At 70.2% G+C, this 26,101-nt stretch carries 26 protein-coding genes; 17 read left to right on the forward strand and 9 right to left on the reverse strand.

Annotated features, from left to right (window positions below; all coding sequences use genetic code 11):
• Positions 1 to 5 precede the first annotated feature (5 nt).
• A complete protein-coding gene (locus E4T13_RS22465) occupies positions 6 to 1,613 on the reverse strand; it encodes an AMP-binding protein (RefSeq protein ID WP_170985161.1) in 1,608 nt (535 codons plus the stop codon).
• A gap of 84 nt (positions 1,614 to 1,697) precedes the next feature.
• Between E4T13_RS22465 and E4T13_RS22470 the strand changes: the two genes are divergently transcribed.
• Together E4T13_RS22470 and E4T13_RS22475 are read left to right on the forward strand one after the other, a co-directional pair.
• Positions 1,698 to 3,335, forward strand: a complete 1,638-nt coding sequence (locus E4T13_RS22470; RefSeq protein ID WP_137180579.1) for a hydantoinase B/oxoprolinase family protein — start codon at positions 1,698 to 1,700, stop codon at positions 3,333 to 3,335.
• Positions 3,335 to 5,383 carry a hydantoinase/oxoprolinase family protein gene (locus E4T13_RS22475; RefSeq protein WP_137180580.1) on the forward strand — a complete coding sequence of 683 codons (2,049 nt, stop codon included), beginning with the start codon at positions 3,335 to 3,337 and terminating at the stop codon, positions 5,381 to 5,383. Before E4T13_RS22470 ends, E4T13_RS22475 begins: the two co-directional genes overlap by 1 nt.
• A 48-nt stretch (positions 5,384 to 5,431) precedes the next feature.
• Here the strand turns inward: E4T13_RS22475 and E4T13_RS22480 are convergent, their stop codons facing one another.
• From E4T13_RS22480 to E4T13_RS22495, 4 genes are all read right to left on the reverse strand, one after another.
• Positions 5,432 to 7,006 (reverse strand): hypothetical protein, encoded by a 1,575-nt coding sequence (locus tag E4T13_RS22480; RefSeq protein ID WP_137180581.1) that lies wholly within the window; start codon positions 7,004 to 7,006, stop codon positions 5,432 to 5,434.
• Positions 7,003 to 7,287, reverse strand: a complete 285-nt coding sequence (locus E4T13_RS22485) for a DUF2442 domain-containing protein (RefSeq protein WP_137180582.1) — start codon at positions 7,285 to 7,287, stop codon at positions 7,003 to 7,005. The genes E4T13_RS22480 and E4T13_RS22485 overlap by 4 nt, the downstream gene beginning before the upstream one ends.
• Positions 7,288 to 7,363: 76 nt before the next feature.
• Positions 7,364 to 7,750 (reverse strand): hypothetical protein, encoded by a 387-nt coding sequence (locus E4T13_RS22490; protein WP_137180583.1) that lies wholly within the window; start codon positions 7,748 to 7,750, stop codon positions 7,364 to 7,366.
• Between the two features lie 38 nt (positions 7,751 to 7,788).
• Entirely contained in the window at positions 7,789 to 8,028 is a 240-nt protein-coding gene (locus E4T13_RS22495) for a type II toxin-antitoxin system Phd/YefM family antitoxin (protein ID WP_137180584.1), read from the reverse strand.
• 395 nt (positions 8,029 to 8,423) lie between these two features.
• Here E4T13_RS22495 and E4T13_RS22500 point away from each other — a divergent pair, with 395 nt between their 5' ends.
• The 11 genes from E4T13_RS22500 to E4T13_RS22550 all read left to right on the forward strand — a co-directional run bounded on the left by E4T13_RS22500 (position 8,424) and on the right by E4T13_RS22550 (position 17,304).
• Positions 8,424 to 9,140, forward strand: a complete 717-nt coding sequence (locus E4T13_RS22500) for a PEP-CTERM sorting domain-containing protein (protein WP_206030270.1) — start codon at positions 8,424 to 8,426, stop codon at positions 9,138 to 9,140.
• A gap of 89 nt (positions 9,141 to 9,229) precedes the next feature.
• Complete coding sequence (locus tag E4T13_RS22505; protein ID WP_137180585.1) at positions 9,230 to 9,823, forward strand: transposase; 594 nt, start codon at positions 9,230 to 9,232, stop codon at positions 9,821 to 9,823.
• 171 nt (positions 9,824 to 9,994) lie between these two features.
• A complete protein-coding gene (locus E4T13_RS22510) occupies positions 9,995 to 11,149 on the forward strand; it encodes a hypothetical protein (RefSeq protein WP_170985162.1) in 1,155 nt (384 codons plus the stop codon).
• A 134-nt stretch (positions 11,150 to 11,283) separates the two neighbouring features.
• On the forward strand, positions 11,284 to 11,361 hold the full coding sequence (pqqA, locus tag E4T13_RS31025; RefSeq protein ID WP_170985220.1) for a pyrroloquinoline quinone precursor peptide PqqA: 78 nt from the start codon (positions 11,284 to 11,286) through the stop codon (positions 11,359 to 11,361).
• A 49-nt stretch (positions 11,362 to 11,410) separates the two neighbouring features.
• Entirely contained in the window at positions 11,411 to 12,376 is a 966-nt protein-coding gene (gene pqqB, locus E4T13_RS22520) for a pyrroloquinoline quinone biosynthesis protein PqqB (protein ID WP_137180588.1), read from the forward strand.
• Entirely contained in the window at positions 12,348 to 13,076 is a 729-nt protein-coding gene (pqqC, locus tag E4T13_RS22525; protein WP_137180589.1) for a pyrroloquinoline-quinone synthase PqqC, read from the forward strand. The genes pqqB and pqqC overlap by 29 nt, the downstream gene beginning before the upstream one ends.
• Complete coding sequence (gene pqqD / locus E4T13_RS22530) at positions 13,073 to 13,351, forward strand: pyrroloquinoline quinone biosynthesis peptide chaperone PqqD (RefSeq protein WP_137180590.1); 279 nt, start codon at positions 13,073 to 13,075, stop codon at positions 13,349 to 13,351. The genes pqqC and pqqD overlap by 4 nt, the downstream gene beginning before the upstream one ends.
• The gene (pqqE, locus tag E4T13_RS22535; RefSeq protein ID WP_137180591.1) at positions 13,348 to 14,448 is read left to right on the forward strand and encodes a pyrroloquinoline quinone biosynthesis protein PqqE; all 1,101 of its coding nucleotides are present in this window, start codon (positions 13,348 to 13,350) and stop codon (positions 14,446 to 14,448) included. The genes pqqD and pqqE overlap by 4 nt, the downstream gene beginning before the upstream one ends.
• Before the next feature lie 69 nt (positions 14,449 to 14,517).
• On the forward strand, positions 14,518 to 14,961 hold the full coding sequence (locus tag E4T13_RS22540) for a host attachment protein (protein WP_170985163.1): 444 nt from the start codon (positions 14,518 to 14,520) through the stop codon (positions 14,959 to 14,961).
• An 83-nt stretch (positions 14,962 to 15,044) separates the two neighbouring features.
• Positions 15,045 to 16,724, forward strand: coding sequence for an energy-dependent translational throttle protein EttA (ettA, locus tag E4T13_RS22545; RefSeq protein WP_137180593.1), 1,680 nt, complete (start codon positions 15,045 to 15,047; stop codon positions 16,722 to 16,724).
• 61 nt (positions 16,725 to 16,785) lie between these two features.
• On the forward strand, positions 16,786 to 17,304 hold the full coding sequence (locus E4T13_RS22550) for a GNAT family N-acetyltransferase (RefSeq protein WP_137180594.1): 519 nt from the start codon (positions 16,786 to 16,788) through the stop codon (positions 17,302 to 17,304).
• Positions 17,305 to 17,563: 259 nt separating this feature from the next.
• Here E4T13_RS22550 and E4T13_RS22555 read toward each other — a convergent pair whose 3' ends face one another.
• Both E4T13_RS22555 and E4T13_RS22560 read right to left on the reverse strand, forming a co-directional pair.
• On the reverse strand, positions 17,564 to 18,196 hold the full coding sequence (locus tag E4T13_RS22555; protein ID WP_137180595.1) for a phospholipid-binding protein MlaC: 633 nt from the start codon (positions 18,194 to 18,196) through the stop codon (positions 17,564 to 17,566).
• A 61-nt stretch (positions 18,197 to 18,257) separates the two neighbouring features.
• Complete coding sequence (locus E4T13_RS22560; protein WP_240791243.1) at positions 18,258 to 19,052, reverse strand: VacJ family lipoprotein; 795 nt, start codon at positions 19,050 to 19,052, stop codon at positions 18,258 to 18,260.
• A 192-nt stretch (positions 19,053 to 19,244) separates the two neighbouring features.
• Between E4T13_RS22560 and metF the strand changes: the two genes are divergently transcribed.
• The gene (gene metF / locus E4T13_RS22565; RefSeq protein ID WP_137180596.1) at positions 19,245 to 20,180 is read left to right on the forward strand and encodes a methylenetetrahydrofolate reductase [NAD(P)H]; all 936 of its coding nucleotides are present in this window, start codon (positions 19,245 to 19,247) and stop codon (positions 20,178 to 20,180) included.
• Between the two features lie 47 nt (positions 20,181 to 20,227).
• On the forward strand, positions 20,228 to 20,812 hold the full coding sequence (locus tag E4T13_RS22570; protein ID WP_137180597.1) for a Uma2 family endonuclease: 585 nt from the start codon (positions 20,228 to 20,230) through the stop codon (positions 20,810 to 20,812).
• Here the strand turns inward: E4T13_RS22570 and E4T13_RS22575 are convergent.
• The gene (locus E4T13_RS22575; RefSeq protein ID WP_137180598.1) at positions 20,796 to 21,230 is read right to left on the reverse strand and encodes a hypothetical protein; all 435 of its coding nucleotides are present in this window, start codon (positions 21,228 to 21,230) and stop codon (positions 20,796 to 20,798) included. The two genes, E4T13_RS22570 and E4T13_RS22575, sit on opposite strands and share 17 nt — an antisense overlap.
• Positions 21,231 to 21,296: 66 nt before the next feature.
• Positions 21,297 to 22,238, reverse strand: a complete 942-nt coding sequence (locus tag E4T13_RS22580; RefSeq protein ID WP_240791244.1) for a hypothetical protein — start codon at positions 22,236 to 22,238, stop codon at positions 21,297 to 21,299.
• A gap of 171 nt (positions 22,239 to 22,409) precedes the next feature.
• Here E4T13_RS22580 and E4T13_RS22585 point away from each other — a divergent pair, with 171 nt between their 5' ends.
• Both E4T13_RS22585 and E4T13_RS22595 read left to right on the forward strand, forming a co-directional pair.
• Positions 22,410 to 22,793 (forward strand): pentapeptide repeat-containing protein, encoded by a 384-nt coding sequence (locus E4T13_RS22585; protein ID WP_240791245.1) that lies wholly within the window; start codon positions 22,410 to 22,412, stop codon positions 22,791 to 22,793.
• The gene (locus tag E4T13_RS22595; RefSeq protein WP_240791246.1) at positions 22,790 to 26,080 is read left to right on the forward strand and encodes a UvrD-helicase domain-containing protein; all 3,291 of its coding nucleotides are present in this window, start codon (positions 22,790 to 22,792) and stop codon (positions 26,078 to 26,080) included. The genes E4T13_RS22585 and E4T13_RS22595 overlap by 4 nt, the downstream gene beginning before the upstream one ends.
• Positions 26,081 to 26,101: the final 21 nt, after the last annotated feature.

Below are 26,101 nucleotides of genomic sequence, written 5' to 3' on the forward strand. Positions count from 1 at the left end.
GCGACTCACTCACCCGCCATCTCGCGCAACCTGCTCCGCTGGATTTTCCGGCCGTTCGGCCCGTCCGTGGTGGGGAACTCCGCCAGCGTCACGAAGCGCCTGGGCACCTTGAAATGCGCGAGTTCCGCGCGGCACGCGGCCCGCAGCGCGGCCTCGTCGTAGCCGGCGCCTGGGATCACAAAGGCCACCGCCTGCCCGTCCTGCGCCACCACCTGCGCCGCCATCACGCCGGGCTGGTCGTCCAGGAAGGCCTCGATCTCCTCCGGCGCGACGAGGAACCCGCCGAGCCGCAGCGCATCCCCCGCCCGCGTCCGGAAGTCGAAGCCGCCGCCGTCTCCGCCGACCGCCCGAAAGCGCTCTCCCCCCGCCCCGGCAAAGCCCTCTCCCCCCACAGGGGGGAGAGGGTTGGGTGAGGGGGGCACCCCCGCATGAGAGCCATCCGGATCGCCTTGAACGCTCGCCAGATCGCCGCTCCGGAACCACCCATCCGCGGTCCAGGCCCGCTGCGTCGCCGCCTCATCGCCGAGGTAGCGGTCGAACAGCGATGGCCCGCGCAGCAGCAATTCTCCGTCACTCGCCACGCGGAACGCCGCCTCCGCACTTGCCGGCACGCCACCGCCGATCGCCGCATGCGGCCCCGCCGGGTCCTGCAGCGCGAACAGCGCCTGCGCCTCCGAACTGCCGTACACGCCCCGCGCGGCGAGGTTCAGCCGCGCCGATTCCGCCATCACCCGTTCCGCCTGCCCGTGAAAATTCGCAAAGCCGGTGAAGGCGAAGGGCGCATAGGCTCGCCCGCCGGCAGCGTCGGCCAGCATCAGCAGCAGGTCGTCGCCACCGACCAGATGCGTGACGCCTGCGCGCCGGATCAGCGCGTCGGCCTCCGCCGCGTCGAAGCGCTCCATCGGATGGATCGCCGCGCCGCCGGCCAGCGCGGCCATCGCCGCCGCAAGGCCGAAGGTCCCGCAGAGCGGCACCGCCGCCAGGAACGCCGCGCCCGGCGCCGCCGTGCCGATCCGCGCCGCCACGTCCTGCGCATGGGTCGCGATGCTGCGCTGGCGATGCAGCACGAGCTTCGGGCCGGAGGTCGTGCCGGAGGTGGTGAAGGTGAGGCATTCGGCTTCCGGCGCGGATGCGTCGGCCGCCTCGGCGCCGTCGAGCCCGGCGAGCGGCAGCACCTCCAGCCCCGCCACGCGGTCCGGGCCGAGCCCGTCCGCACCGATGACGAAGCGCAGCGAGGCCCGCGCCTCCGCCGGCACGCCCTCCAGCAGCGCCGCCGCGTCGACGAGAGAAAAATCGCGCGCCACGGCGATGGCCTTCGGCCGCGCGCGCGCCAGCAGCGGGGCAAGCTCGGCGGCGCGGAAGCGCGTGTTCAGCAGCACCGCGCAGGCGCCGCGACGGGCCAGCGCGAGCAGCAGCAACAGGAACTCGGAACGGTTCGGCAGGAACAGCGCGACACGGTCGCCCTTTCCGATGCCCGCCGCCGCCAGCCCGCCCGCGATCCGCCGCACCGCCGCGGCCACGCCCGCCCAGTCATGGCCGGGCAGCGCCGCCCCGCGCGGGTTCCGCGCGGCGGTGGCTTCGAGCAGGGCGGGAAGGGTGGCGGGGCGCGCCATGGCGGCCATCATGGTCCCGGCCCCGGCGCGCCGCCAGAGGCCCGCGGCTTGACGCTGCCCCGGCCGCGTCCGAGCGTTTCGGCCATGCAGCCCGACCCCGTCACCCTCGCCGTACTCGAGAACCGCTTCCGCGCCATCGTGGAGGAGATGGGCGAGGCGCTGCTGCGCACCGCGACCTCGCAGATCCTGAATTCCTCGCGCGACTTCTCGATCGCGTTGTGCGATGCGCAGGCAAGGCTTGTGGCGCAGGCGGATCACATACCCGTGCATGTCGGCGCCATGCCCTTCGCCGCCGCGGCGGTGCTCGAAAGCTTCGGCGCGACGATGCAGCCGGGCGAGACCTATCTGCTCAACGACCCCTGGCATGGCGGCAGCCATCTGCCGGATCTCACCATCGTCCTTCCCGTGTTCGGCGACGGCGCGCTGCGTTTCCTCACCGTGGTTCGCGCGCACCAATCCGACATCGGCGGCGCGACGCATGGCGCCTACAACCCCGCCGCCTTCGAGATCTGGCAGGAAGGCATCCGCATCCCGCCGATCCGGCTCGGCGAGGACGATGCGCTGCGCGAGGATTTGGTCGCGATGCTCGCGCTGAACACGCGCATCGCCCGCGATTTCCGGGGCGACCTGATGGCGATGTGGGGCGCGGCGCGGCTGGGCGCGAAGCGCGTGCAGGCGCTGCTGGCGGAACACGGCGCGACGAAGCTGGCGGCGGCGTCCGACGCGATCCTCGATCTCTCCGAAGCGCATGCGCGCCGCATCATCGCGTCCTGGGCCGATGGCGAATATTTCGGCGAGGCGACGCTGGACGATGACGGGCACGGCGCCGAAAACATCCCGATCCGCGCGCGAGTGACGAAGCGCGGCGGCGACATCGCGGTGGATCTTTCGGCCTCGTCGCCGCAGGTGCGCGGCTTCGTCAATTCCTCCTGGCCCAACACCGTCAGCGCGGCGCGCATGGCGCTCGCCTATCTCCTCGACCCCGAGGTCGCGAAGAACGACGGCGCCTTCCGCCCGCTGACCGTCATCGCGCAGGAAGGCAGCATCGTGCGCCCGCGGGAGGGCGCCGCCGTCACGCTCTGCACCAGCCACTGCTCCAACGAGATCGTCGAGGCCATCGTCAAGGCGCTCGCCCCCGCCTGCCCCGAGCGCGCCATGGGCGGCTGGGGCCGCCGCTTCCGCGTCGCCATCGCCGGCGAGAACCCCAAGCGTGCCAAGAAGTTCGTCTGGCACCTGTTCCACGCCCGCCCCGGCGGCGGCGGCCACGCGAAGGGCGACGGCTGGTCCTCCGCCGGCGAGTGGCATTCCGCCGGCGGCCTGAAATTCGGCAGCGTCGAGATGGCCGAGGCCCGCTTCCCCCTCTTCTTCCGCCACCACGAATTCCGCCCCGGTTCCGCCGGCGACGGCACCTTCCGCGGCGGCCTCGGCGCCGAGCTGGAACTGGTGATCGAGACGCAACAGCCCGCGATGGCCAACACCGCCGGCGATGGCGTGCGGCATGGCGCCGCCGGCATGCTCGGCGGCGCGGACGGCGCGCCCCATCGCTACACGCTGCGCCACGCCGACGGCACCGAGCGCGACCTGCGCACCAAGGAGACCGGCGTCGAGCTCCGCCCCGGCGACGTGCTGGTCGTCCGCTCCGGCGGCGGCGGCGGCTGGGGCCCGCCCGACAAGCGCGCCCCCGCGCTGCGCGAGGCCGACGCGAAGGAGGGCCTGATCTGATGCGCGCCCCCTATCGCATCGGCGTCGATGTCGGCGGCACCTTCACCGACGTCGTGTGCATCGGCGCCGATGGCGAGACGCTTCTCGTCAAAGCCGCCACCACGCCGCACGACCAGTCCGAAGGCGTGCTCGACGGCCTGCGCCTGCTCGCCACCACGCTGCACCTCACCCTCGCCGAGCTTCTGGAAGTCACCGAGCGCCTGGTCCACGGCACCACCGTCGCCACCAACGCCCTGCTCGAACGCCGCACCGCCCGCGTCGCCCTCCTCACCACCGAGGGCCATCGCGACATCATCGAGATGCGCGAGGGCCTGAAGCCCGAGCGCTACGACCTCCGCCTGCCCACCCCCGCGCCGCTCGTCCCGCGCCACCTGCGCCTGCCCTTGCGCGAGCGCATCCGCGCCGATGGCAGCACCGAAATCCCGCTCGACCAAACCTCGCTGCAAACCGCCATCGCCGCGCTCCGCGACGCCGAGGTGGACGCCGTCGCCATCTGCCTGCTCCACGCCTGGCGCGACCCGCGCCACGAGACGCAGGCGGCCGCCGCCATCCAGGCCGCTTTGCCCGACGCCTACGTCACCCGCTCCGCCGACGTGCTGCCGCAGATCAAGGAATACGAGCGTTTCTCCACCACCGTCGTGAACGCCGCCGTCGGCCCCATCGTCGCGCGCTATCTCGGCCGCCTGCAGCAGCGCCTCGACGCCGCCGGCTTCCACGGCCCGCTCTTCGTCATCCTGAGCCATGGCGGCGTCGCACCCGTGGAGGAAGCGCAGCGCCTGGCCGCCGGCACCGCCCTCTCCGGCCCCGCCGGCGGCGTCGCCGCCGCGCTCGCCCTCGCCCGCGCCGGCCTCGGCGACAACCTGGTCACCTTCGATGTCGGCGGCACCTCCACCGACGTCGCCCTCGTCGCCAATGGCGAGGCCGCGCTCGGCAAGGGGCGCGAGGTCGGCGGCCAGCGCATCGCGCTCGAGAGCCTGGACATCGTGACGCTCGGCGCCGGCGGCGGCTCCCTCGCCTTCGTCGATTCCGGCGGGATGCTGCGCGTCGGCCCGCGCAGCGCCGGCGCGGTGCCCGGCCCCGCCTGCTACGGCGCCGGCGGCACCGAGCCCGCGGTGACCGACGCCAACCTGCTGCTCGGCTACCTCGACCCCGATCGCTTCCTGGGCGGCCAGCGCCGCCTCGACATCGCCGCCGCCGAGGCCGCCGTCGGGCGCCTGGCCGCGAAACTCGGCATGGACCCGATGGAATGCGCCGCGGGCATCCACCAGCTTGCGAATGTCGCGATGGCCGAGGGCATCCGCGTCGCCACCGTCCGCCGCGGCGTGGACCCCCGCAACTTCACGCTGCTCGCCTTCGGCGGCGCCGCCGGCCTGCACGCCTCCGCCGTTGCGCGCGACCTGGGCATGAAGCGCGTGGCCGTGCCGCTGCTGGCCGCGGGCCTCTCCGCCTGGGGCATGCTGCAGACCGACCTGCGCTACGAGGTCTCCCAGAGTCTCGCCGACGCGTCAGGCCTGCCCGCCGAGGAGTCCGTGCGATCCTTCTTCGCCGCACTCGACCAGAAGGCGCGCGCGCGGATGGCGCGCTGGATGACCGGCACGCCCGAGCTGCGCCGCAGCGCCGACATGCGCTACGGCGAGCAGGTGTTCGAGATTGCGGTGCCGCTGGACGGCGTGGACTGGGACAAGCCCGGCCTGCCCGCCCGCATCGCCGAGGCGTTTCATGCGCGCCACGAGGCGCTGTTCACCTACGCGCTGCGCGGCGAGGAGGTGGTGCTGGTCACCGCCCGCGTCGCCGCCGTGGGCAAGCTGCCCCCCCGCCCCGCGCCGCCGCGCGAGATGCGCGGCGTGTCCGCCCCCATGGGCCTCCGCCGCGCCCGCATCGGCGGCGCGTTTGCCGAAATTCCGGTCTGGAGTTTTTCCGACCTGGCGCCGGACCAGCGCGTGGAGGGGCCGGCGATCGTGGAGAGCGACACGACGACCGTGCTCCTGCTGCCGGGGGATTTTGCGACGTTGGATAGGAGGGGGTGGTTGGAGGTGGGGGTGGGGTGACACCGACAGAAAGTAAACCTGGGCAACAATGGTTCTCCGCTGTGACGGTTACGGCGCCAACACGAGCGATATGCCTGTTAGAGCTTCGGCCTCTGCCCTAAATGCCTCCAACGAGCCTCTCGTACCGTCAAGCATGCTTATTTGTCTGCAATTGAAGTTCGTCGCCGTCGTCGCGTATTCGGTGGCATCAGCCGTTTCGGTAAGAGCAACTCTGCATACTGAGTAAAACGCGAGCACCCCGTCGTGCATTTTTATGCCATCAATTAGGATGGCCTCTGTATTTCGCACAGGAATGGTGGAGCCATCAATTATTTTTATCGTGAAGTTCGCGTTAATTGAGACGCCCGGGCGAGGCGCGACCATTGCGTGCAGAAGTTCGACGCTGTGGTAAAATTTCTGATCCGGAGGGCACGGTAGTATAAAATCGTCTATACCGGCCTCTTGTGCAAGAAATTCGAGGTCCTGGATCAAAGTCTTAACGGCGTCTAATCTTCCTTGATCACCAAACGATAACGGATCGTTCAGTGTAAATCCCTTCGCAAGGCGGCCGTTCTGCAAAACTCTTACATCTACCCCACCCTGCGCAAGAATTACTTCGAGTTCGTAAAGCGCTCGCAGGGTCCGCACTGAGGTTGGTACAACATTAGCGGACGATATCTTCAGATTGAATTTTTCACCTTCGGTGACGATTTTCAAATTTGCATTTTCGAGAAGTTCTTTGCTGGGCGTCAATTTCGAAAATTCTTTTGGTATCCGTCGCAGGCCCATAGAGAAAGAAACAGGTTTCCCTTTTTTGGGCGATCTAAACGTAACTTGGACTGGGATAGGGTCAGGAACTATCCAAATTTCACCGTCAACCACAGTATTTGGAAGAGCAGGTAGCTCTATTCCCCACCGGCTCTCCCGCAGTTCGAACTGTGTAGCAGATAGGGGGCGGAGTCCAAGCAAGAAATCGCTGAAGTCCGTTACGTCGTTCCCTTGAACGGTGAACGAACCGCGAAGAGGCGCAGCTTCAAATCCACAGGATTGAAGAAATGCTATCTTCTTTTCAATATACGATGCCATGTCGCGCCCGATGAACCTTGACATCTCGGCACGAAGCGTCTGGCCGGTCACAGGCAGCGAGCTACCGTGTTGATTAACGTTTACAGCGAGCGTTGTCTTGTTGATTTTGGTAGAACGCCCAGACGCCTGCAGCTTGCGAACGTCCTTCAAAATCTGCTCGGTTAGTGCACCCCAAAAGTGCAGTATTTGAATTTTAGTAAACTCAAGCGAATCATGCGATACTGTCAATATGCAAAGGAACGCAGGAGTGGGCGCTTTGGCCAACCTTTCTGCCGACGAAAGGCGCAGCTTGACGCGACTCTGACCTTCCCAAATTGTCTTTACTTGAACTCGTGCTTCAAGCGGCATCCTTCTGTCGTGTAGAGGCGAGGCATCTCCTTCGGAAATCGGAAATTCTACCAGGAAATCCCAGCCCGTGCGGTCGCGTTCTGACCTGTTACATTCTATTCTTCCGTCCAGGCACAGCTCAGGAAACCTAGCCTCGCCCTTGGCGCCAAGTTGATCGGGATTCAGTCGCCTGCCGTGACCATGTTTGTGTGCAGTTCTGCGCAGGCTCATCCACTCCGCCGCCTCTCAAACTGCGGTTCAGACCACACACCCCTCTCCATATCCACTCCTCCTCCAAGTCGGAATGTTTTCGCGCGAGGACGTTCAAATGCCTCCCGCGCCCTTCCCTTTCCCGCGCGCCGCACACCGCGCGCCCGGCCGCCCGCCGCACCCGGCCGCGCGATCATCCAGGCCTTCCATCCCAAAACGCCCTCCAGCAGCGCCGGAACATGGAAATCGGCGTCCAGCCGGGGGAAATGGATGCCGAGGCCGAGGGCCTCCACCTCGATCACCGCCATATCCTCGCGCGTCGCGCGGCGGGGCCTTGCGGTTGGCGTGGACCAGCAGCGCCGACTGCCACCGCGCGCATCACCCCGCCTTGTCCGGCGCCCGGTCCCAGCCGCGCATCAACTGCCGCCGCGCGACCTCGGCAACGGCGCTGCGGAACTGTCGCAGGAAGCCCGGCGGCAGCGTGCCGTAGATCGGGCTGGCCCGGCCCGGGATATTCCGGACGCCATCAGGCCAATCCGCGCGGTTGCAGCGGCTGACCACCACCCATTGCGGAAAGCCGTCCAGCCCGGCTGCCGCCCGCGCCTCCGGCGGAATGGCCAGTGCCACGTCGTCCTCGCGCGGCGGCTCGTGGGAGATCGGGAAGTAGAAGACCCGAGGTCCGTTGCCGCGGATGATGATGGCGCAGGGACGCGGCTTGTAATCATCCGCGTTCCCGCTGCCCCATTCGTATTCGAAGCGCACCACCGCCCCGTCTGGCAGGGCGTCGAGCGGCGGAATGCCGCTCAGGGCGCGTTCCGCCGGTCAACCGAGGCCAGGAAGGCCAGATCCTCCTCCGGCAGGTCGGCGACGCGGCCGGCGAAGCGCGCCTTGCGGACCAGTTCCTGGTATTCCTTGAAGGACAGCACGACGACCTGCGGGATGTTGTAGTGCGTCACCGCCACGGGCTCGCCGCCGGGGGCGCAGACCTCTTCCCGGATCGCCCCGAAGCTCCGGGCAGCCTCGGCCGCGGACACGGATCGCATTGAGCTCCCCCTTCTGGCGCAACATGTTGCGCAACATGTTGCGCAACATAATGCGCAAGATCAGGAGCGGTCAACGTGATTTCGCCGCGCCTTCCGCTCGTCCCGCTGCCTCCATCTTTGCGCGCTGCTCGCCCGGCATCAGCCTGGCCGCGGTCGGCGGATGCGCGCCCCCTCGCCGGCCAGGGACCGGCCAAAGCGCGCCGCTGGCGTCCACCCCGCCTTCTGATGTCGGAGGGCTTTACGATCTCGCCCTTCCGCGCACCGCCGCAACCGGCAAGCTGTTGTGACTGCGCCTGTTCCATTTCCAGTCCAGGTCTTGCTTAATGCGCATCCAGGGGCTGGCCAGGCTGCATCGCGACCCAGGGGCGCGGTGCAAGGCCGAGAGGGGGTTCGCGATGACGATGCAGACACGCAAGCGCACGCTGGCCGCGGCGGGCATCGCGCTGGGCATGGCCGCGCCGGCCACCGCGGCGCCCATCGAGCTCTGGGCGCAGTTCGACCTCGGCCCCCCCGGAACCTTCGCCGTGATCTCCGTCCCGCTCACCGCGGGCAATTTCGGCATCGGTTCGGCGGGTGGTCCCGCCGCCTCGGCGGCGCTGCTGCAGCAGGTGCTCGGCTCCCTCACCGGAATCCGGATCGGCGGGATTGGCAACGCGGTTCCATCCGGCGGCGGCACGCAGTCCTTCGGCTTCAGCCTCAGCAACGTGCAGCTCGGCACCGGTCCCGCCGAGGATTTCACCCCCCTGATCGACAGTCCCTTCGGCTTCGCCTCCTTCGGCCCTGGCGCGTCCGGGCTGGGCGGCAATTGCTGCAGCGGCGATCCCGGTGGAAGCCTCAGCCTGCTCAGCCTCGAGACGACGCCCGGCACGCTGATCGGCTTTGTCCTCTCCGATGCGTTCCTCGGCGACCAGTCGGCCCGCGCGGGCGAAGCGCTCTCCTTCCGCTTCGAGGCCGCGAGCGGGCTGTTCGACACCCCGGACTACGAAGGCGGCCGCGTGATCCTGTTCGGCGACGATGGCACCGTCACCGCCGTGCCGGCGCCGGCCAGCATCGCCCTGTTCGGCCTCGGCCTGCTCGGCCTCGCCACGCTGCGCCGGCGCGGCGCGGGCTGATCGGCAGGCCCCGGCCCCGGCAGCCCTGACCGGGCCGGGCCCCAGGAATTTCGGCTTGCATCTAGGATAAGATTCCGCTATACTGGGGGATGCGCCCCACACCCCCCGCCTTCCCCCTCCGCCGCTCCGCCCCGCGCCCCTGGCGTGCGCTGACCGACATCGAATGGGCGGCGCTGTCGGCCATCCTCCACCGCTCCACCCGCGGCCGGCCGCCCACAATCGCGCGCTACACCTGGGATGCCATCTTCTGGGTCGCCTGCTCCACCAGGCCCTGGCGCGCCCTGCCCGAACATCTGGGCAAGGCCGATTCCGCCCATCGCGCGCTGCGCCGCGCGGCGGCCCAAAAGCACCTGCACCGCATGCTGCTGCGCGTCTCCGACCATCCGGAGTTCGCCCAAAACAACCCGCTGCGCGCGATCGAGTGGTTCATCGTCCGCGCCTATCGCCGCGCTTTTCGGATCACAAGCATCGCCATCCCCTTCGCCCGCCGCCTCGGCCTGGCCTGCGCCCTGCCCGCCGATGCCGTCTGGCTGCCGGATGCGAATTTGTCCGAAACCGTCAAAGCCATCGCCGCGCGGGCGCAGGCGCTGGCCGGAACGCTCTCCCTCGGCCTGCTCCGCGCCCTGCTGGATCTCTCGGATCGCGCGGCGGGGCAGCCCCGGCGGTGGCGGACCACGGATTGAAGCGCGCGGCGCGGCGCCATGCGCATCGCACGCCGTCACGCGCCTCCCCGCCGCCCGGGCGTCCGGTCCCGGCACGGGGCGGCGCGCCGCCACCTCCGGGAGCTTGCGGCCGCCGCGCATGCCGGGGAGCATCGCGCCCCGAAAGCAGGCGAGTCCGCCGAGGAGGGACGCATGACCGATGCCGCCGATGCGCTGCGCCGCTGCCGGGTGGACCAGGTGGGCTCCTTCCTCCGCCCGGAATGGCTGAAATCCGCCTTCCTCGCCCATGCCCGCGGCAGGCTGCCGATGGAGGACCTCGTCGCGGCGCAGGACCGTGCCATCGCGGAGGTGGTTGCGCGGCAGCGCGCGCATGGCATGCCCTTCGTCACCGATGGCGAGTATCGCCGGCTCAACTGGCAGGTCTCCTTCTCCGCCGTGGAGAACTGGGACCTCTGGCCGGGCACCTGGCAGGCCTTCCTGAACGCGCCCTCCAACATGGCCGAAGGGGAGCGGCCCAATGCCCGCGGCCTCGACACCGTCGTCTCCGCCCGCACGCCGGCCACCGGCCGGCTGCGGCTCACCGAGAGCTTCCCGCTGAAGGAACTGCGCTTCCTGCGCGACATCGCGCCGGATGTCCCGGCCAAGATCACGCTGATGGGCCCGGATCGCGTCTGCCAGATGTGCGACGTGGCGGGCTCGGCCCCGTATTATGCCGATGCGGACGCCTTCCTCGCCGATGTCGTCGCCATCCAGCGCCGCATGGCGGAGGAGCTGGTCGAAGCCGGCTGTTCGTACCTGCAGCTCGATGAGCCCAGCTACACCGGCTATGTGGACCCGGCGACGCTCGCCCGCATGGCGGAACGCGGCGAGGACCCGCTGCGCAACCTGCGCCGCGCGGTGGAAGCCGACAACGCCGTGATCGCGGGCCTGGGCGGGCGCGTCGTGACGGGCCTGCATATCTGCCGCGGCAACCGCGCCAGCATGTGGCACCGGGAGGGCAGCTACGACGCCATCGCGGAAGCCGTGCTGGGCGGGCTGCGCTTCGATCGGCTGCTGCTGGAATACGACAGCGAACGCGCCGGCGGGTTCGAGCCGCTGCGCTTCCTGCCGAAGGGCGGCCCGATGGTGGTGCTCGGCCTGATCACCACGAAATCCGGCGCGGTGGAGACCGAGGAGGCGCTGCTGCGCCGGCTGGAGGAAGCCGGCCGCTTCGTGGATCTCGACCAGGTGGCGCTCAGCCCGCAATGCGGCTTCGCCTCCGGCATCGCGGGCAACATGCTCAGCGAGTCCGAGCAGTGGCGGAAGATCGAGGTGATGCAGGCGGTGGCGCGGCGGGTCTGGGGCTGATGCGCCCGCACACGAAGCCGTCAGCACCAGGCCACCGAAGGGCGTGCGGGGCGTTGCGGGTTGCGGAGCGGTTGCGGCGAGGTCATCTTCGCGGCAGCCGGTCGCATCGCCGGCAGGCCGGAGGAGAACACGTCATGTCCTGGAAGAAGCCCCGTATCGTCGAAGTCTCCGTCGCGATGGAGATCAACTGCTACGCCTGCGCGAAGGTCTGACGCGCGCGCCGCCGCGTCCGGCTCGGTCGCGGCGGCATCCTCACCTTCGATGCTGCAGGTTCGCGTCCTCGGCTCCGCGGCGGGTGGCGGCTTCCCGCAGTGGAACTCCGCCGGTCCGGGCTGCCTGCGTGCGCGCGCCGGCGATCCCGCCGCGAAGCGCCGCACCCAGACATCCCTCGCCGTCAGCGCCGATGGCGCGCGCTGGGCGCTGCTCAACGCCGCGCCGGAGCTGGGCGCGCAGATTGCCGCGACACGCGCGCTGCACCCGCTTCCCGCGCCCGGCCGCATCCGCCACTCGCCCATCGCCGCCGTGCTGCTGACGGGCGGCGAGGTGGACACAATCGCGGGCCTTCTCACCCTCCGCGAGCGCCACCCCTTCGCCATCCATGCCGCGCCGCAGACGCTGGGCGTCCTGGACGCCAACCCCATCTTCCGCGCGCTCGCCCCGGCCATCGTCCCGCGCCGCCCCATGGTGCTCGATGCGCCCTTCCCCGTGACGGATGCGGAAGGCGCGCCGCTCGGCCTCGTCGCCGAGGCCTTCGCCGTTCCCGGCAAGGTGCCGCTCTTCGCCGAGCGGGATGGCGCGCCCGGCTTCGCCGATGAGGGCGAGACCATCGGGCTGGCGCTGCGCGCGGAAGGCGAGCAGGCGACGCTGCTCTTCATCCCCGGCTGCGCCGCGATGACGCCCGCCCTGCGCGCGCGCATCGATGCCGCCGACACCGTGTTCTTCGACGGCACGCTCTACGCCGATGACGAGATGATCCGCGCCGGCGCCGGCCCCAAGACCGGCGCGCGCATGGGCCATATGAGCCTGGTCGGACCGCAGGGGACGCTCGCCGCCTTCCGGGGCCTGAAGCCGCGCCGGCGCATCCTGATCCACCTCAACAACACCAACCCCGTCCTGCTCGCCGACAGCCCCGAACGCGCCCATGTGGAGGCCGAGGGCTGGGAGGTGGCGGAGGACGGCATGGAGCTTACGCTGCACGATGAGCACCGACCTGCTGCCGCCGGATGAGCTGGAGCGCCGCCTGCGCGCCATCGGCGACGAGCGCTACCACGTGCATCACCCCTTCCATCGCCTGCTGCATGGCGGCAAGCTGACGAAGCCGCAGGTGCAGGCCTGGGCGCTCAACCGCTACTACTACCAGGCCTCGATCCCGCGGAAGGACGCGACGCTGCTCGCCCGCCTGTCGACGCCGGAGCTCCGCCGCGAATGGCGCCGCCGCCTGGTGGACCATGACGGCGACGGCACGGCGCCGGGCGGTGTCGAGCGCTGGCTGAAGCTGACCGACGGGCTCGGCCTCGACCGCGACTACGTCATCTCGCTGCAAGGGCTGCTGCCGGGCACGCGCTTCGCCGTGGACGCCTATGTCGCCTGGGTGCGCGACCGCTCCGTGCTGGAAGCCGTGGCCTCCTCGCTGACCGAGATGTTCAGCCCGAACATCATTTCCGAACGCGTCTCCGGCATGCTGCGCAACTACGATTTCGTCACCGCCGACACGCTGGCCTACTTCACGCCGCGGCTGACCCAGGCGCCGCAGGATGTCGCCTTCGCGCTCGAGTACGTGAAGCGGGAGGCGCGCAGCCGCGCCGAGCAGGACCAGGTGCTGGGCGCGCTGCGGTTCAAATGCGACCTGCTCTGGGCGCAACTCGATGCGCTGCACTTCGCCTATGTGGAGCCCGCCCTGCCGCCGCCCGGTGCCTTCCGCCCATGAGCGCGATCCCAGCCGACGCCATCCCGCGCCTGGCACGCGGCGTGAAGCTGCGGGAGGATGCGGCGCGCGGCCGCTGGGTGGTGCTGGCGCCGGAACGCATGTTCGTGCCCGACGAGATCGCGCTGGAGGTGTTGCGGCTGCTGGATGGCGCGCGCAGCCTGGATGCGGTGGTGGAGGAACTCGCCGCCCGCTTCGCCGCGCCGCGCGAGGAGATCGCGGCGGATGTCGCGGAGCTGCTGGCCGACCTCGCCGCGCGCGGGATCGTCACGACATGACGCCGATCGATCCGCCGCTGGGCCTGCTGGCGGAACTCACGCATCGCTGCCCGCTGCGCTGCCCCTACTGTTCCAATCCGCTAGAGCTGTCGCGCGCCGCGGCGGAGCTCGACACGGAAACCTGGGCGCGCGTGTTCCGCGAAGCCGCCGCGCTCGGCGTGCTGCAACTGCACCTTTCCGGCGGCGAGCCGACGGTCCGGCGCGACCTGCCGGATCTGGTGCGGCACGCCGAGCAGGCCGGGCTCTACACCAACCTCATCACCTCCGGCGTGATGACCGATGCGGCGCGCTTCGACGCGCTGATGCAGGCGGGGCTCGATCATGTGCAGCTCTCCGTGCAGGACGCCGAGGAAGCGAGCGCGGACCGCATCGGCGGTTATGCCGGCGGCCATGCGCGCAAGCTCGCCTTCGCCGCGCTGGCAAGGGCAGCGGGACTGCCGCTGACGCTCAACGCCGTGGTGCACCGGCAGAACCTGGACCGCCTGCCGGCGCTGATCGACCTGGCGCTCGATCTCGGTGCGCAACGGCTGGAGGTTGCGCATGTGCAGTATTACGGCTGGGCGCTGGCGAACCGCGATGCGCTGCTGCCCAGCCTCGCCCAGCTCCAGGCCGCGACCGCGACGGTAGAGGCCGCGCGCGCGCGGCTCCGGGGCAGGTTGGTGATCGACTATGTCGTGCCGGACTACCACGCGAAGCGGCCCAAGGCCTGCATGGGCGGGTGGGGGCGGATGGTGCTGGCGGTCTCCCCCGCCGGGCGAATCCTGCCCTGCCACGCCGCGGAAAGCCTGCCGGGCCTGACCTTCCCGAATGTCCGCGACACCTCCTTGCGCGAGGCGTGGGAGCGGGCCGAGGCCTTCACCCGCTTCCGCGGCACCGCCTGGATGCCGGAGCCCTGCCGCAGCTGCGACCGGCGCGAGCAGGATTGGGGCGGCTGCCGCTGCCAGGCCTTCGCCCTGACCGGCGATGCCGCCGCCACCGACCCGGCCTGCGCCCTGTCCCCGCACCACGCGCTGCTCGACCTGGCGGTGGCCGAAGCGGCCGAGGCAGGGGAGGCGTTCACATATCGCGAGATCGGCCGCGCGCCCGCGCGGGCTTGATCCGCGTCATGGCGCCGACCGGGCGCCGGTGCTGCGTTCCCTTCGTCACCGATGGAGGAGCACCCGCCGATGAAGCCCGAGGTCGAATGGGCCCTGGTCGCCGACGCCCAGCACTGCCGCATCCTGGAACGCCAGGTGCCCTTCGGCGCCTGGCACGAACTGCCCGAAGAAGCCGAGGAGACCCACAACCGGCCCTCGCATGAGCGCGGCACGGAACGGCCGGGCCGGAGCCATGAAAGCGCCGGCACCGCCCGCCACGCCATCGAACCGAAGACCGACCCGCACCGGGAGGCCAAGCACGGCTACGCTCGCCACCTGGCCAACCGGCTGGAGGCGGCGGCGCCCCGCTATGCCCGCCTGGTACTGGTCGCGCCGCCCGCCTTCCTCGGCGACCTGCGCGAGGTGCTGGGGGAGGAAGCGCGGAAGCGTCTGGCCGGCTCCCTGGACAAGGATCTGACAAAGCACGCGCTGGCCGATCTGGCTCCGCTTCTGGACGGCATCCGCCAGGCCTGATCCGGCCCCGCTTCGCGGTTTGCAGGGCAGGGCGCGGCGCGATAGAACGCGCCGCCCCTCCCCAGCTTCCGGAAGTCCTGCCCATGCCCGCGTGGCAATACGTCTATGTGATGAAAGACCTCACCAAGTCCTATCCGGGCGGGCGCGAGGTCTTCAAGGGCATCACCCTCTCCTTCCTGCCCGACGCCAAGATCGGCGTGCTCGGCCCCAACGGCGCCGGCAAGTCCACGCTGATGAAGATCATGGCCGGGCTCGACAAGGAGTATGGCGGCGAGGCCTGGGCCGCGGAGGGCGCGCGCGTCGGCTACCTGCCGCAGGAGCCGCATCTCAATCCCGACAAGACCGTCGGCGAGAACGTCATGGAGGCGTTCACCGAGCTGAACGCGCAGATGAAGCGCTTCAACGAGATCTCCGAGAAGTTCGCCGAGGAGATGAGCGAGGAGGAGATGAACGCCCTCCTCGCCGAGCAGGCGGAGCTGCAGGAGAAGATCGACGCCGCCGAGGGCTGGGAGATGGAGCGGCGCGTGGAGATCGCTCTGGACGCGCTGCGCTGCCCGCCCTTCGACAGCCCGGTGGCGCATCTTTCCGGCGGCGAGAAGCGGCGCGTCGCGCTGTGCAAGCTGCTGCTGGAGAAGCCCGACCTGCTGCTGCTGGACGAACCGACCAACCATCTCGACGCGGAAAGCGTCGCCTGGCTGGAGAAGACGCTGCGCGAATGGCAGGGCGCGGTGCTGGTTGTCACCCACGACCGCTACTTCCTGGACAACGTCACCAACTGGATCCTGGAAGTGGATCGCGGCCGCGGCTTCCCCTACCAGGGCAACTACTCCTCCTACCTCGATGCCAAGCGCAAACGCCTGCAGCAGGAGGAGCGCGAGGAGAGCGCCCGCCAGCGCCAGCTTGCCCGCGAACAGGAATGGATCGGCCGCTCGCCCGCCGCGCGCCAGGCCAAGTCCAAGGCCCGCATCACGGCGTACGAAGAGATGCTGCAGAAGAGCCAGGAGAAGGGCATCGGCGAGTCCGAGATCGTCATCCCGCCCGCGCCGCGCCTCGGAAACCTGGTGATCCAGGCGGAGAAGCTGCGCAAGGGCTATGGCAACCGCCTGCTGATCGACGACCTCGACTTCAAGCTGCCGCCCGGCGGCATCGTCGGCATCATCGGCCCGAACGGCGCCGGCAAGTCCACGCTGTTCAAGATGATCACCGGCGTGGAGGAGCCCGATGCCGGCACGCTGACGATCGGCGACAGCGTGAAGCTCGGCTACGTGGACCAGTCGCGCGACAGCCTCGACGACAACAAGACCGTCTGGCAGGAAATCAGCGACGGGATGGACCAGATCACCATCGGCAAGCGCACCATCCCGAGCCGCGCCTACGTGGCGGCCTTCAACTTCAAGGGCGCCGATCAGCAGAAGCGCGTCGGCATCCTCTCGGGCGGCGAGCGCAACCGCGTGCATCTCGCGAAGATGCTTAAGCGGGAGCACAACGTGCTGCTGCTGGACGAGCCGACCAACGACCTCGACGTGGACACGCTGCGCGCGTTGGAAGACGCGCTGGAGGATTTCGCCGGCTGCGCCGTGGTGATCAGCCACGACCGCTGGTTCCTCGACCGTCTCGCCACGCACATCCTCGCCTTCGAAGGCGACAGCCATGTCGAATGGTTCGAGGGCAATTTCGAAGCCTATGAGAACGACAAGCGCCGCCGCCTCGGCGCCGCCGCGACCGAGCCGCACCGGCTGAAATACAAGCCGCTCGCCCGCTGATGTCCCGCTTCCTCCCCCGCTTCCGCGGGGGAGAGCGGGGCCGGGGGAGGCCCGCTCGCCCATGACCACCAATCTCCACTCCGCCCCGCGCACGCTGCGCACCGCGCGGCTCTCCCTGCTGCCGCCGGCGCCGGAACAGCTTCCCGACCTGATCCGCCTGAAGGCCGACGAGCGCGTCTTCGGCTACATGCTGCACGGCACCCGCTCCGCCGAGCGCACGAAGGAGGAGCTGGAGGACGACATCGAGTTCTGGCTGGTGCGCGGCTACGGCACCTGGAGCGTGTTCGAGCAGGGCAGCGGCGAGTTCCTCGGCATCTGCGGCCTGATGGAGCGGCCGGACGGCCGCGGCGTCGCGCTGCGCTTCGCGCTGTGGCCGGAATGCCGCGGCAAGGGCTATGCGCGGGAGGCCGCCGCGGCGGGGCTGGCCTTCGGGCATCGCGCCGGCCTCAAGCGCATCATCGCGGTAGCTCGGGAGAGCAACCTCTCCTCACGCGGCGTGCTGACCGACATCGGCATGCGCGAATGCGGCGAGTTCCAGCACCAGGGCCACCGGATGCTGGTGTTCGAGAGTCTTCGGTAGCGCCTCAAACGCCGGCGCCCGCATCCGCGGGCTTGGCTTCGCGCAGGCCACTGACGCGCCGGCGGGGCTGTCGGTCCGTGCGCGGGCCGCTTCGCGGCCTCGGCCGGCTGCGCCGGCCGCAAGCGAAGGCCTCAGGCGCCGGCGCCCGCATCCGCGGGCTTGGCTTTCGCGCAGGCCCCCGACGCGCTGGCGATGCTGCCGATCTGTGCGCGGGCCGCTTCGCGGCCTCGGCCGGCGGCGCCGGCCGCAAGCGAAGGCTTCAGGCGCCTTCGCGCGCCGCCATCTGCCGGATCTGGTTGCGCATCGCGTTCAGCAGCGCCGCAACCTGGCCGCCATTGCGGGTGATGACGCTGCTGTATTCGCTGCGCGTGGTCAGCCGAAGGCTGGTGCCCTCGGCGATCACGTCCACGACCTTCGGCTGGCCGCTGACTTCCGAGACGCGCCAGTCGAGCCCGAAGGCCGGGTTGCCCGGGCGCTCCACCACGGTGTTCACCAGCGCGTCCTCCTCGGTGCGTGCCTGGGTCCGGCCGAGCGAGAATCGCACGCCCTGATATTCGCCGAAGCGGGAGGACAGGTTGTGAATCAGCACCTGCTCGAACAGCTTCAGGTATTCCTGCTGCTGATCGGGCGTGGCCTGGCGCCACCAGCGGCCCAGGATGAAGCGGCCCACGCCTTCCACATCCACGGCCTGGCGCAGGATCTGCGCGACGCGGTCGCGCCGCTGCGCCACGGACTGGCCGGTGGCGTTGATGGCGCTGACGAGCTGCTCGCCGGTCTGCTGGATGAAGGCGGTCGCGCGGGCGATGTCCACCTGCTGCGCATGCGCGCCGCGCGGCATGCCCGCCACGGCGGCGGCGGCGAGCAGCAGGAGGCGGCGGGGGGTCGGCGTCATGGCGATGGTTCCTCTTCCTGGCGGCAGGCCGGACGGAGCCGGCCCGGGGCCCGCAGGCCGGTCAGCGGCGCGGACCTTCGATGCCGGTGCCGGCGCCGAAGCCCATGCCGCGCGCGGCGGGCGATACCTCTGCGGTGTTGTTGATCTCGGCGTTGCGCCGCTGGCGATACGCGCTGCGCAGCGCGGCATAGGGGTCGAGCGACTGCTGGCGCAGCGCATCCAGCGGCTCGATCAGCCCCTCCCGCGTGTCCAGACCGGTCAGGCCGGTGCGGGAGTAGGTGAAGGCGTCATAGTCGGCGCCGCCGGTGACCCAGGTGAGCGGGTTGGTGGCGATATCCACGCCGGTCCCGACCAGGTCGCGCGGGTTGGACGGGCCCAGGATGGGCAGGAACAGGTAGGGACCCTCCCGCACGCCCCAGCGGCCGAGCGTCTGGCCGAAATCCTCGCCATGGCCGGGCAGGCCGAGATCCGTCGCCACGTCGAAGAAGCCGCCGACGCCGAGCGTGGTGTTCAGCAGGAAGCGGCCTGCGGTCGCCGCGGCCCGATGCGGCTCGCCCTGCAGTACGTCGTTCACGAAGATGACCGGGGAGCGGAGATTGCCCAGGGCGTTGCGGATGCCCGTGCGCAGTTCCGGCGGGAGGAAGATGCGATAGGCCTCGGCCGCCGGACGGATCACCAGCGTATCGAGCCCGTCATTGACGAAATACATCGCCCGGTTCCAGGGCTCGATCGGGTCGTTGTTCTGTTCGAACTCGGCCACGGCCTCCGGGTCGGCGGGATCGGGGCGGGTGGCGCAGGCGCCCAGCGCCAGGGCAGCGCCCAGCGCCAGGGCCATCGGCAGACGGGTCGGACGCATGTGCGTTCGGCTCAAGGGGACCTCCGGGCGGGTTCCGGCTCGGCACGGCCGGAGGCTCGCGCCCCGAGGACTTCCAAGCGGCGCGGCGGCGCCCTTATATGCGCCCGCGCGCCGGAGCGGAACGGTCGCGCTGTTGCGGCGTGTTGCGGGGCGGTGCGGTGCCGGCCGGCCATCGCGGGGGAGTGATCGACGATGAACCTGGCCCTGTCGGGCACCCTGCAGCGCTGGCTCACCGGGCCGCGCGTGTCGGGCCTGCCGCAGCCGACCGAACTGCCGCCGCCTGCGCTCTCCTTCGAATTCTTCCCGCCGAAGAACGAGGCGCTGGAGCAGCAGCTCTGGGCTGCGATCCGACGGCTGGAGCCGCTGGCGCCGCGCTTCGTCTCGGTGACCTACGGTGCCGGTGGATCCACCCGCGCGCGCACGCATGAGACCGTCTCCCGCCTGGCGCGGGAGACCTCGCTGACGCCGGCGGCGCATCTCACCTGTGTCGGCGCCACCTGCGAGGAGGTGGACGAGGTCGCCCGCGGCTATCTGGACGCGGGCGTGCGCCACATCGTCGCGCTGCGCGGCGACCCGCCGGCCGGGGCCAGCCGATACGAGCCGCATCCGGGCGGCTATGCGCAGGCCGAGGACCTGGTCAGGGGCCTGCGGCGCATCGCCGATTTCGACATCAGCGTCGGTGCCTATCCCGAGACTCACCCCGCAGCGACCTCCGCGGCGATGGACCTGGACTTCCTGAAGCGCAAGATCGATGCGGGCGCGACGCGCGCGATAACGCAGTATTTCTTCGATACCGACATCTACCTGCGTTTCCTTGATCGTTGCGCGGCGGCCGGCATCACGGTGCCGATCGTGCCGGGCATCCTGCCGGTGTCCAACTTCAAGCAGGTGCAGAAGTTCAGCGCGATGTGCGGCGCCTCGGTTCCTGCCTGGATGGCGCGGCTGTTCGAAGGGCTGGAGGAGGATGCGGAGACGCGGCGCCTGATCGCCGCCGTGGTGGCGGCGGAGCAGGTGCGGCTGTTGCAGGCCAATGGGGTGGACGAGTTCCACTTCTACACGCTGAACCGGGCGGACCTGGCCTATGCCATTGCGCATCTGCTGGGGGTGCGGCCGAAGGCAGCGGGGTGAGCCGCTTTTCAGGTCCCGGCCTGGCGGCGGCGTGCTAGGGTCCCTGTATGTCGGCTGCGTCGAAGCTGCCCTTCCACCTCACGCGTGAGGATTTCCTGGCCTGGTGCCCGGATGACGGGCAGCGCTGGCAGTTGATCGACGGCGAGCCGGTCGCGATGGCGCCGGCGCGCTTCGGGCACAATGCGCTGCTGATCGAACTGGGTGCGCTGTTGCGGAACCACCTCGCGGAGCGAGGCAGCCCTTGCGTGGCGATCGCGACGCCCGGCGTCGTCCCGCATGTTCGCGCCGGGGTGAATTTCCGCGTGCCCGACCTCGGCGTCACCTGCACGCCAGTCCCCACCGATTCGGTCTTCGTCCCCGCGCCCGTGCTGCTGGTCGAGATCCTCTCGCCGGGCAACGAGCGCGACAGCTGGGCCAATGTCTGGGCCTACACCACCATCCCCAGCGTGCGGGAGATCCTCGTCCTGCACACGAAGGAGATCCGCGCGGAGCTGCTGCGCCGCCAGCCCGACGGCAACTGGCCCGCCAACACGCTGCAGGTGACGGAAGGCGAGTTCGCGCTCGACAGCATCGGTTTCGCCGCGCCGGTCGCGGCGCTCTACCGCACCGCCGGGATCAGCGGAACAGGTTGAGCTTCTCCGCCAGGAACAGCGTGCCGAAGAGCGTGCCCGCGAAGATCAGCAGGTGGTTCCGGATCGCGTCCTTGCGATAGACCATGGCCGGCGGCGGCTCGGGCAGCGCCGAGGCGGCCAACGCCGCAAGGCCGCGCGGCTCCTGCTCCGGCGGGGGCGCGGCTGGCGCGGCGACGGCCACGGCGTCGGCCACCGCGGCCTGCGTCTCGGCCGGCGTCAGGCAGGGGCCGATATAGGCGAAGCGCCGCGCGGCCTCCTCCGCGCTGATCGTGCTGCCGTCCCACAGCACCCAGTGGCGCAGATGCGGGTTCCAGCCGATCGGCAGCGGATGGCCGCCCGGTTCCTCCGCCCGGCTCACCCAGTGCCAGGGGCGGTTCGGATCGGTCGGCTCGCCAAGGCGGGCTTCGGGCCAGGACATCGCATCACCGAGGCTGTTGTGGCCGCAGCGTAGATCACCTCGGCGGCGGGCCGTAACCCCGTGCAATCAGGCGGCGATGCCGCGCAGACGGTCGTAGAGGGGGCGCAGCAGGAAGGGGCTGAGGAAAAGCGGGAACTGGCAGAGCGCGAAGAACAGCAGGATGCGCGGCTCGGTCGCCGCGGGCAGCACCGCCAGATACAGCGCCATGTTGCGGTTGCCGCTGAGCAGGCCGGTGGCCAGTGCCACCTTCGGCCCCGCGGGCCAGGTAGCGAGCGCGGTCAGGGCGTTCAGCCCGAAATTGCCGAGGAAGGCGAGCGCAAGGCCGCCTGCGACCCAGGCCGGCTCGGCCAGCAGCTTCGCCAGCATGCCGTCCATCACGCCGATGCCGTACATCACCAGCAGCAGCACGACGGTGCCGTCCACCATGCCGGACCAGCCCGCCAGCCGCGCCGGCGGCACCACGCGCCGGATGACCAGCGCCAGCACCAGCGGGAGCAGCACGATCAGCGCCAGCCGCGCCATCAGCCCGCCGATCGAGATCGCCAGGTCGATGCCCAGAAGCCCGAGCGCCAGCGGCGGCGCGGTGAAGGGCACCAGCAGCGTGGATACCACCGCCACCACCAGCGAGATCGAGGCATCGAGCCCGACCAGCCTGGCGAAAGCCGGGGAGGAGGTAGCGGCGCAGCCCGTCGCCATGATGACCAGCGCCGCGCCCAGCGGCCCGTGCAGCCCGGCGAGCCAGGTCAGCGCGAAGACGATCAGCGGGCAGGCCAACAGGATCCACGCCACCAGCCCCGCCACCAGCAGCGGCCGGCGCAGATAGCCAAGCACCTGGCCGAGATCGATGCGCAGCATCACCAGCGTCATCAGCCCGGCAACGGTGACGGTCAGCGTCTCCCGCAGGATCGCGGCAAGCGGCGGCACCGCGACGCCGACGAAGATGCAGCCGGCGAGCAGAAGCCCGCCACGCCGCGCCGCCCATTCGAGGAAATGTCGGATCGGAGCCAAGGGGTGGTGTGGCGCGCGCGGTTGGAGACGTTCGATCTGTGTTCTATATCCCGGGGTGTGTTCCCGCGCCAACTCCTCCCGCTCGCCGCGCTGGCCCTGCTGGTCGCGCCCCCGGCCCTCGCAGCCTGCACGGATCCGGCCGGACCGGGCGTGGTCTGGCGACGATGCCTGATGGACGGGCGGGATCTTTCCGGCGCCGACCTGTCCGGGGCGGTGCTGCGCGACACCTCGCTGCAGCGGGCACGGCTGGTCGGCACCAGACTCCACGGCGCGGATGCCTTCAACGCCCGCTTCGTCTCCTCCGACCTGAGCGATGCGGTGATGACGGAGGCGACGCTGCGGGAGGCGGACTTCACGCGGGCCACGATGCGCAACGCGAAGCTGGCGGGCGCCGACCTGCGCCGGGCGCGGCTGTTCCGCGCGGACCTGTCCGGGGCCGACCTGACGGGCGCCAATCTCGACGGCGCCGATTTCTCGAACGCGACGCTCGGCGGCGTGCGCTGGACGGATGGGCAGCGCATCTGCGCCGCAGGCAGCGTCGGGTCCTGCCAGTGAGCGACTATCTCGCGAAGCTGAACCCCGAGCAGCGCGAGGCGGTCGAGACGCTGGACGGCCCGTTGCTGGTGCTGGCCGGCGCGGGCACCGGCAAGACCCGCGTGCTGACCACGCGCTTCGCCCACATCCTCGTCAGCGGCAAGGCCCGCCCCTGGGAGGTGCTGGCCGTCACCTTCACCAACAAGGCCGCGCGCGAGATGCGCGAGCGCATCGCCCACATCCTCGGCCGCCCGGTGGAGGGACTCTGGCTCGGCACCTTCCACGCGCTGTGTGCGCGGATGCTGCGCCGGCATGCGGAGCTGGTCGGGCTGAAGAGCGGCTTCACCATCCTCGACGCCGACGACCAGCTGCGCCTGCTGAAGCAGGTGATGGAAGCCGAGCGCGTGGACCTGAAGCGCTGGCCCGCCCAGGGGATGATGGCCATCATCCAGCGCTGGAAGGATCGCGGCCTGACGCCTTCGCGCGTCACGCCGGCGGAAGACACCGACTACGCCGCGAACCGCGGCCGCGCGCTGTACGAGGCGTACCAGGCGCGGCTGCGCGCGCTGAACGCCGCCGATTTCGGCGACCTGCTGCTGCATGTGGTGGAGGTGCTGCGCGGCCATCCGGAGGTGCTGGCCGAGTATCACCGCCTGTTCCGCTACATCCTGGTGGACGAGTACCAGGACACGAACCTGGTGCAGTACTACTGGCTCCGCCTGCTCGCACAGCGGCCGGAGCCGCTGCCGCAGAACATCTGCTGCGTCGGCGACGACGACCAGTGTCTTGCGGCCGGGACCCTCATCCGCATGGCCGACGGCAGCGACCGGCCTATCGAGACCGTCCAGCCCGGCGAGCTCGTGCAGGCCTGCCACGGCTCCGGCGATTTCCGCCCCGCCGAGGTACTGCGCAGCGCCCGGCGCAGGGCGAACAGTCGCTTGTTGCGCATCCGCCTCTCCAACGGCGCTGAACTCGTCAGCACGCCGGAGCACATGCATTTCGCCGATGTCATCCTCGGCGACAGCCCCCAGCGCTTCTTCACCTACCTGATGCACAAGCGCGGCGTCGGCTGGCGGCTTGGCACGTCGCAGGTCTACACGCAGGGTCAGCAGCATCCGGTGATCGGCTTCAAGCTGCGCGCCGTGCAGGAACATGCCGACGCGCTCTGGCTGGTGGACGCCTTCGAGACGGAGAACGATGCGCGCGAATGCGAGCATCTGCTGAGCCTGCGTCATGCGATCTCCACCCTGCCCTTCGTGGCGCGCCAGGGTGCCTCGGCGAAGGGATTGGTGCATGACCAGGCGCGGCTGGACCGCATCCATGCGCGCCCCGAAGCCGAGGAAGGCGCAAGGCGCCTGATGGCCGAGAGGGGCCTTGACCCCGACGCGCCGCATCACGTGCCGCAGGGCGCGCCTGGGCGAAGGCGCAATCTGACCGTCACCTTCTTCGCCGATCGCCGCGGCACCACGCCGATGCACCGGATCGCCACCAGCGGCAATGACGAGGAAGGCCGCGCTGCCCTGGCCGCCGCGGGGCTGAACGCGCGCGCCTATCGCCGCAATCCCCGGAACTGGCGCTTCGAGACCTGCTTCCGCGATGTCGGCGCCATCGAGCAGGTCGTCTCGCGCCTCGCGCCGCATCTGCCGGTGACGCTCGTGCGGAAGGCGAATCTGCTCGGGCGGCCACTCACGATGCGCGCCGCGGCACAGATCAGGCCGGGGATGATGATGGCGGGCTTGGACGGACGGCATCACGCCGTCATTGCGGTCGAGCCGGTGGACGACGTGCGCGAGGTGTTCGACCTCGACATCGCCGGCGTCCACAACTTCGTTGCCAACGGCATCGTGACGCACAATTCGATCTATTCCTGGCGCGGCGCGGAGATCGAGAACATCCTGCGCTTCGAGAAGGATTTTCGCGGCGCGCGCATCGTGCGGCTCGAGGCGAACTACCGCTCGACCCGGCCGATCCTGGGTGCCGCTTCCGGGCTCATCGCGAAGAACACCGGGCGTCTCGGAAAGACGCTGCGGCCCGGTCGCAACGACGCCGAGGGCGAGAAGGTGCGCGTCGTCTCGCTCTGGGACAGCGAGGAGGAGGCGCGGATGGTGGGCGAGCGCATCGAATCGCTGCGGCGATCCGGCCATTCGCTGAACGAGGTGGCGATCCTCGTGCGCGCCGGCTTCCAGACCCGCAGCTTCGAGGAGCGGCTGATCGTGCTCGGCCTGCCCTATCGCGTGGTGGGCGGGTTGAAATTCTACGAGCGCGCCGAGATCCGCGACGCGCTCGCCTATCTGCGCGTGCTGAACCAGCCCGCCGACGACCTGGCCTTCGAGCGCATCGTCAACGTGCCGAAGCGCGGCCTTGGCGATTCCGGCCTGCGCGCGCTGCACGAGGTGGCGCGCGCCGAGGCAATCCCGCTCGCTGCCGCCGCGCTGCGCGTGGTGGAGGGCGATGCGCTGAAGCCGAAGCCGCGCAACGCCGTGCGCGAGCTGATGCAGGGCTTCGCCCGCTGGCGCCAGGTGAACGAGACGGAAGGCCACATCGTCGCCGCCACCACGATGCTGGAGGAGAGCGGCTACACCGCCATGTGGCAGGAGGCGATGGCGACGAAGAAGGATGTCGAGGCGCAGGGCCGGCTCGAGAACCTGAAGGAACTGATCCGCGCGATGGGCGAGTTCCAGTCCCTCGCCGGCTTCCTCGACCATGTCGCGCTGGTGATGGAGAACGACGAGAACGCGGAAGGCGAGCGGCTGCAGATCATGACGCTGCACGCCGCCAAGGGGCTGGAGTTCGACACCGTCTTCCTGCCGGGCTGGGAGGAAGGGCTGTTCCCCAGCCAGCGCAGCCTGGACGAAGGCGGCGAGAAGGCGCTGGAGGAGGAGCGCCGCCTCGCCTATGTCGGCATCACGCGGGCGCGCAAGCACGCCTTCATCAGCCACGCCGCGAACCGCCGCATCTACGGCAACTGGTCGCCGGCCATCCCCTCCCGCTTCCTCGACGAGTTGCCGGACGAGATGGTGCAGCGCGAAGGCGCCTCGGCCAGCCGCGGGATGCGCGACACGCCCTCCGTCTTCGGCGGCGGCGGCCTGCTCGCACGCCGCCCGCGCGTGATCGAGGCCGGCGCGTGGGAGGTGAAGGAACGCCCGGCGCTGGCCGCGAGCTTCGCGCGCGGGGAGCGGGTGTTCCACGACAAGTTCGGCTACGGCACCGTGCTGCAGGTGGAGGACGACCGGCTGGAGGTCGCCTTCGACAAGGCGGACACCAAGCGCGTGCTGGACCGGTTCCTGCGCAAGGCGAGCGAGGCGTGATGGCGCAGACCGTGGTCCGCG

It is taken from the genome of Roseomonas sp. AR75, assembly GCF_005222815.1.
Taxonomy (GTDB): Bacteria; Pseudomonadota; Alphaproteobacteria; order Acetobacterales; family Acetobacteraceae; genus Falsiroseomonas.

Bases quoted from the DNA above. Each gene is read 5' to 3' on its own strand.
- E4T13_RS22465 (WP_170985161.1), bottom strand. From the start codon at position 1,613: ATGGCGCGCCCCGCCACCCTTCCCGCCCTGCTCGAAGCCACCGCCGCG.
- E4T13_RS22470 (WP_137180579.1), top strand. From the start codon at position 1,698: ATGCAGCCCGACCCCGTCACCCTCGCCGTACTCGAGAACCGCTTCCGC.
- E4T13_RS22475 (WP_137180580.1), top strand. From the start codon at position 3,335: ATGCGCGCCCCCTATCGCATCGGCGTCGATGTCGGCGGCACCTTCACC.
- E4T13_RS22480 (WP_137180581.1), bottom strand. From the start codon at position 7,006: ATGAGCCTGCGCAGAACTGCACACAAACATGGTCACGGCAGGCGACTG.
- E4T13_RS22495 (WP_137180584.1), bottom strand. From the start codon at position 8,028: ATGCGATCCGTGTCCGCGGCCGAGGCTGCCCGGAGCTTCGGGGCGATC.
- E4T13_RS22500 (WP_206030270.1), top strand. From the start codon at position 8,424: ATGACGATGCAGACACGCAAGCGCACGCTGGCCGCGGCGGGCATCGCG.
- E4T13_RS22505 (WP_137180585.1), top strand. From the start codon at position 9,230: ATGCGCCCCACACCCCCCGCCTTCCCCCTCCGCCGCTCCGCCCCGCGC.
- E4T13_RS22510 (WP_170985162.1), top strand. From the start codon at position 9,995: ATGACCGATGCCGCCGATGCGCTGCGCCGCTGCCGGGTGGACCAGGTG.
- pqqA (WP_170985220.1), top strand. From the start codon at position 11,284: ATGTCCTGGAAGAAGCCCCGTATCGTCGAAGTCTCCGTCGCGATGGAG.
- pqqB (WP_137180588.1), top strand. From the start codon at position 11,411: ATGCTGCAGGTTCGCGTCCTCGGCTCCGCGGCGGGTGGCGGCTTCCCG.
- pqqC (WP_137180589.1), top strand. From the start codon at position 12,348: ATGAGCACCGACCTGCTGCCGCCGGATGAGCTGGAGCGCCGCCTGCGC.
- pqqD (WP_137180590.1), top strand. From the start codon at position 13,073: ATGAGCGCGATCCCAGCCGACGCCATCCCGCGCCTGGCACGCGGCGTG.
- pqqE (WP_137180591.1), top strand. From the start codon at position 13,348: ATGACGCCGATCGATCCGCCGCTGGGCCTGCTGGCGGAACTCACGCAT.
- E4T13_RS22540 (WP_170985163.1), top strand. From the start codon at position 14,518: ATGAAGCCCGAGGTCGAATGGGCCCTGGTCGCCGACGCCCAGCACTGC.
- ettA (WP_137180593.1), top strand. From the start codon at position 15,045: ATGCCCGCGTGGCAATACGTCTATGTGATGAAAGACCTCACCAAGTCC.
- E4T13_RS22550 (WP_137180594.1), top strand. From the start codon at position 16,786: ATGACCACCAATCTCCACTCCGCCCCGCGCACGCTGCGCACCGCGCGG.
- E4T13_RS22555 (WP_137180595.1), bottom strand. From the start codon at position 18,196: ATGACGCCGACCCCCCGCCGCCTCCTGCTGCTCGCCGCCGCCGCCGTG.
- E4T13_RS22560 (WP_240791243.1), bottom strand. From the start codon at position 19,052: ATGCGTCCGACCCGTCTGCCGATGGCCCTGGCGCTGGGCGCTGCCCTG.
- metF (WP_137180596.1), top strand. From the start codon at position 19,245: ATGAACCTGGCCCTGTCGGGCACCCTGCAGCGCTGGCTCACCGGGCCG.
- E4T13_RS22570 (WP_137180597.1), top strand. From the start codon at position 20,228: ATGTCGGCTGCGTCGAAGCTGCCCTTCCACCTCACGCGTGAGGATTTC.
- E4T13_RS22575 (WP_137180598.1), bottom strand. From the start codon at position 21,230: ATGTCCTGGCCCGAAGCCCGCCTTGGCGAGCCGACCGATCCGAACCGC.
- E4T13_RS22585 (WP_240791245.1), top strand. From the start codon at position 22,410: ATGGACGGGCGGGATCTTTCCGGCGCCGACCTGTCCGGGGCGGTGCTG.